The sequence below is a fragment of the Streptomyces sp. NPDC026673 genome (genome assembly GCF_040638135.1).
Classification (GTDB): Bacteria; Actinomycetota; Actinomycetes; order Streptomycetales; family Streptomycetaceae; genus Actinacidiphila.
Window position 1 is genome coordinate 1 of the sequence record NZ_JBEZXR010000162.1, and the last position, 4,721, is coordinate 4,721.

Below are 4,721 nucleotides of genomic sequence, written 5' to 3' on the forward strand. Positions count from 1 at the left end.
GGGCTGTCGGCACCACCACCACCCCCACACATGCCGCCTGACCTGCACAAACACCACACCGGGCAGGGAAGGTCACCGTAGGGGACGGCATAGGGAGGACTGTAGGAGACACTGCAGGGAGGGGTCGGAGCCTTCCGGCTCGTTCCCGCGTGGACGCAATGATTGCGTCACGGTATTATTCTTTCATGTTGTACCCCACACCTCCCCTCAGCCGTGACGACGAGCGTGTACTCGCCTCCATCGACCAGATGCGCTCGGCCCTGCGTCACCAGGTTCGATCCACCCCGACGAAGTGGACGCAGGGGCTGCGCAAGTTCCTCACCGCCGACGCCGTGGCAGCGTCCAACTCCATCGAGGGTTTCAAGGTCGCCACCGTGGACGTGGAAGACCTGATAGAGGGCGAGCGGGATGTGGAGGTCTCCGAGGAGAACCGAGAGGAGACCCTCGCCTACCAGCGGATGATGACCTACATCCAAACACTGCACGATGCGGGCGACTTCACCTACAGCACCGGCTTTCTCAACGCCCTGCACTGGATGCTCCAAGGGCACCGCCACCACCCGCGCAAACCCGCCGGGCAGTGGCGCCGTGGGCCGGTGTACGTCACCGACGCCCGCGACCCGAGCATCGCCGCCTATACCGCCCCCGACGCCGAAGCAGTCCCCGCGCTCATGCAGGAACTCGTCGACTGGCTGGGCACCGACGACGCCACCCATCCCCTGGTCCGGGCCGCCATGGCGCATCTGCATCTGGTGTCGATCCACCCATGGGCCGACGGCAACGGCCGAATGTCCCGCTCACTACAAACCCTCATGATCGCGCGGGAAGGCGTCCTGGCTCCGGAGTTCTCCTCCATCGAGGCATGGCTCGGACGCCCGGGCAACACCTGGGAGTACTACCGCGAACTCGCTCGCCGCGGCGCCCGGTACCTGCCCGACCAGGACGTCGCAGGGTGGATCCGCTTCAACCTGACCGCCTACCACCAGCAGGCCCAGACCGTGCAGGCACGGCTGACCCGAGCCGGAAAAGTCTGGGAAGCCCTCGCCGACTTCACCCAGCACACCGGCCTCGACGAACGCACCATCACCGCCCTCCACGACGTCGCCATGGCCGGACGAGTACGCCGCTCCCGCTACGAACATGCCGAAGGCCTCAGCCTCCAACAAGCCCAACGCGACCTCCGCGACCTGGTCACCGCCCAGGTCCTCACCCCCGTCGGCCGCACCCGAGCCCGCTACTACACCGCCGGCGACCGCTTCCCCCAACCCGCCCTCGACATCGCCGCCACCCCCACCACCCTCACCGACCCCTACACGCCCTGAACCACACAAGCCCCCAACCGGCACAGCGGTGAAGGCCGGCGGCCCCCAAAGCGCAGCTGCCGTAGGGGCGCTCGAAGCAAAGCCGCGGCCCAGGACCCCGTCGGCATCTGAAGTGGAGCACGCCCCATGGCCTGCTCGCCGAAGGCCGTCGGAAGGCGACGTCAGCCGTAAGGGCATGGCTGCCCGAACATGGAAATGACCCGAGCCGCCACGACACCAGCCCATGCAGGCCCTGGACTGCCAACCGTCCACGACCGGCGGTGCGGTCAAAGCTCCGCCTGCCATCCAGCGGCAGACACCTGCGGCGGCTGGAAAAGGGTGGTTACCGCTTGACCAGCCGGGCTGGGTCGATGTCCAGGGGAAAGGGCTCGGTCACTGCCGTGGTCTGGCCGGCCTGGACCAGCCGGTCGCTGTAGGCGCCGTGCTCCAGATGCCCCAGGTACAGCCTGGGCGCGGGCTCCAGTTCCAGGCGCCAGTAGTGCTCGATACCCGCTGCCGCATACAGAGCAGGCTTGATCTTCCGGTCCGCCACACGGGTCGAAGGAGAGGCGATCTCCACCACGGCGATGACGTCCTGGGCGTGCACGGTCACACCGGACAGGTCCACGCCCTCATCAACGACGGCCAGGTCCGGGATCATCAGGCCGTCCGGTACCAGAACGTTGATGGCGTCGAAGACCAGCACCGGGGCTTTCGCGGCCACAGCCGCCTGCTCCAGCAGCACGTGAAGACGGTGCGAGGCCCACTGATGCGCAAGGCCCGGCGCGGGGCTCATCATCAAAGCGCCCCCGACCAGCTCGATCCGGTTCCGCGGGTCCTCGGGCAGGGCCAGGACATCGTCCACGGTCCACGGCCCGTAATGGTCAGCGGCGGCAACACTCACGCTCCCCTTCACCTCCTCGGCTTGCCGTGCCCCCAGTGTGGCCCAGCAAGAAGGCCCCGGTCGAGCCGACGCCGTCACCGCTCCACAACCAAGCCCGGCAGGTGGTTCACGGGGCCGCCTGGCGCGCCGCTTGGTAGGCGTCCCACAACGGCTGTACGACCGTGCACTCGCCGGCGGCCCCGTCCCGGCACGTGCCGCAGGAGGTGGCGTGGTCCAGCCACGCACGGTACGCCGCCTGGACCACATGGTTCACCCCAGTCACACGGACCCGGACCACGGCGCCGGGCCCCGAGCCGGTGTCCAGCCAGCGCTCCGCGTCACCGGGCTTCCCCACGATCCGACACCTCACACAGTTCCGTGTCCGGCCACCCCGACCACCCGTTTGTCCAACTGATCGTAGCATGCTGGTATCGATACGTCTCGCAACGTATCTCAAGGTGCTGCGTCATCTGGGCATCTCTAGCGTCTTGACCATGGAGTACGGCCCTGACGACGAGATCGACGCCGACGGCCCGGTCACCCCCTACCGGCAGCTGGCCGGAATCCTCGCGGCCCGTATCGCCCGCGGCGACTGGGAACCCAACCGCGCCATCCCCTCCGAGCAGCGCCTGGTACAGCAGTACGGTCTCGCCCGCTCCACCGTACGCCGCGCCATCGCCGTCCTGGCAGCCGACGGGCTGGTCTTCACCGTGCCCCAACGCGGCACCTTCGTCACCCCGCCGCAGTAACCACGCCGAAAGCCTCCCGCCGAACTCACCTGCGGGGCCGCACACGGCCGACTGTCCCAGACCACGGCACACCCCACAGCCCACGCCAGCCGCCCGGCCCGCGGCGCTGCCAGGGCTGCCGGCAAGAACGCCTCCCGCGCACAGCCCAGACCGCACGTAGCAGTTCACACGGGGGAACACGGCCGCGGCGCCCCAGCCTTCGGACGGGTGCCATCACGCGAACACCGCACCCCATCACCTCCGGCCGTACCTTCGCCCACGCCTGCGCCGCCGCGACGGCCCGTAAGCCGCACGGGCCTGCCGCCCCGTCAGATACTGCTCCACCGGCTGACGGTGCGCCGGTGACGACTCGCAAAGCGCCGTGACCTGCAGTGGTGAGGGGACCCGTGCTCCTCACCGGTGACGCAGCGGCACTCACCGGTGAGGTAACGGCACTCACCGACCACAGGTGATACCGGATTGTGATCTTTCACCCCGCTTTTCGGTGAGCAAATCGGTGAGTGCCACCGGGCTTCATAGAGGACGACACCCACCTCCACCTGCCCGGGAGCCGGCATGACCGCCCATCAGCATCCCCCCGCCACCACCACCGCCACGGCCACCGAAACCCGCACCGCACCGCCGGCCACACCCGGCCCGCGCCGGGTACGACCGGACCACCCCGCACGGCAGACAGCAAGCCCCGACACCGGGCGCACCCGCACCGCGCACCACAGGCAGCCATCGCGGGACACGCCCGGGCTGGCCGCCGACTTCCCCTCGCCGCAACCGGGTCCGTCCCCGCTGCCGGACAGCCCAGGGACCAGCTGTACCCGGCCGGCACAGACCGCCCCAGTGCGGCACCCCGCAGTACCCGCCCGCCGCGAGCAGCACGAGCGAAGGCGCCCCGCAACCGCCGCGGGACACCGCCTTGCCGACATAGCCACCCTGAACCCACACCCCGGCACCGCCGGCCGGACCGGACCGGGCCGCCGCGCCCTCGAGCGTGCCACACCGCCAGCCGGCGCTGCCGTCGGCCCCTGTGCAGCCAGGCCGGCCGCACTCGCGAAGACGGGCGCACACCGATGAGAAAACTACCCGCCCGGCCCCCACGGTTCGTCGCCGTCGACAACCGCGCCGTCGACGACCACCGCCTGAGCGTCCTGGACATCGGACTGCTCACCATCGCGCTGCGCCTGCCCGACGGCGCGGACTTCACCATCGCCGCCCTGGCCAACACCCGCAAACCCGGCCGCGAAGCTCTCACCAAAGCCATGCGGAACCTCGTGGCATACGGCTACATCGTCAAACTCAAAATCCAGGACGCCACCGACGGCACCTGGCGCACCGAATTCTCCGTCGCCGGCCTCCCCCACCGCCGAGAGGACATCCACCACCTCCTGGCCCAGGTGGCCGGGACACGGGCCGTACGCGTGGAACCGGTCTGGCTCGACCCCCGCAACCACCACACCCCCACCCCACCCGAACCGACACTGCCAGAGCCGGCCGCCACACACCCCCCAGCCGCGCCATCCGCCCTCCGCCCGGTCACGACGGGATCTCCCGACCCAGGCGCCACCAATGACAACCCCGAAGACGTACAGGCCGGACCGAGTAACGGGTTCCCGACAGTCGGTCAACCGGCAGTCGGCCACCCGACAACCGGTCACCCGGCCGCCGGTCACCCGACCGTCGGAAACCCGTCGGCTAAAGAACTAAGAGGCCGCGCGGATAGGCGTGTGGTCATGGTCGGCGGTTCGGGCGTCCGTCCCAGCGGTGGGTCGTCCATGCCCGGCGGATCAGGCTACG

The 4,721-nt window shown here is 69.6% G+C and carries 4 protein-coding genes and 1 pseudogene; 3 read left to right on the forward strand and 2 right to left on the reverse strand.

Annotation, left to right across the window (positions count from 1 at the left end; genetic code table 11):
• Positions 1–185 precede the first annotated feature (185 nt).
• Complete coding sequence (locus AB0F62_RS42410) at positions 186–1,322, forward strand: Fic family protein (RefSeq protein ID WP_361812161.1); 1,137 nt, start codon at positions 186–188, stop codon at positions 1,320–1,322.
• 322 nt (positions 1,323–1,644) lie between these two features.
• Here AB0F62_RS42410 and AB0F62_RS42415 read toward each other — a convergent pair whose 3' ends face one another.
• Both AB0F62_RS42415 and AB0F62_RS42420 read right to left on the reverse strand, forming a co-directional pair.
• Positions 1,645–2,205: a Uma2 family endonuclease gene (locus tag AB0F62_RS42415; protein WP_361812164.1), complete on the reverse strand. Its 561-nt coding sequence runs from the start codon at positions 2,203–2,205 to the stop codon at positions 1,645–1,647.
• 106 nt (positions 2,206–2,311) lie between these two features.
• Entirely contained in the window at positions 2,312–2,539 is a 228-nt protein-coding gene (locus AB0F62_RS42420; protein WP_361812167.1) for a hypothetical protein, read from the reverse strand.
• 139 nt (positions 2,540–2,678) lie between these two features.
• Here AB0F62_RS42420 and AB0F62_RS42425 point away from each other — a divergent pair, with 139 nt between their 5' ends.
• Positions 2,679–2,933 carry a GntR family transcriptional regulator gene (locus AB0F62_RS42425; protein ID WP_361812170.1) on the forward strand — a complete coding sequence of 85 codons (255 nt, stop codon included), beginning with the start codon at positions 2,679–2,681 and terminating at the stop codon, positions 2,931–2,933.
• Positions 2,934–3,997: 1,064 nt separating this feature from the next.
• Positions 3,998–4,721, forward strand: a pseudogene (locus AB0F62_RS42430) (hypothetical protein); the annotation flags it as partial.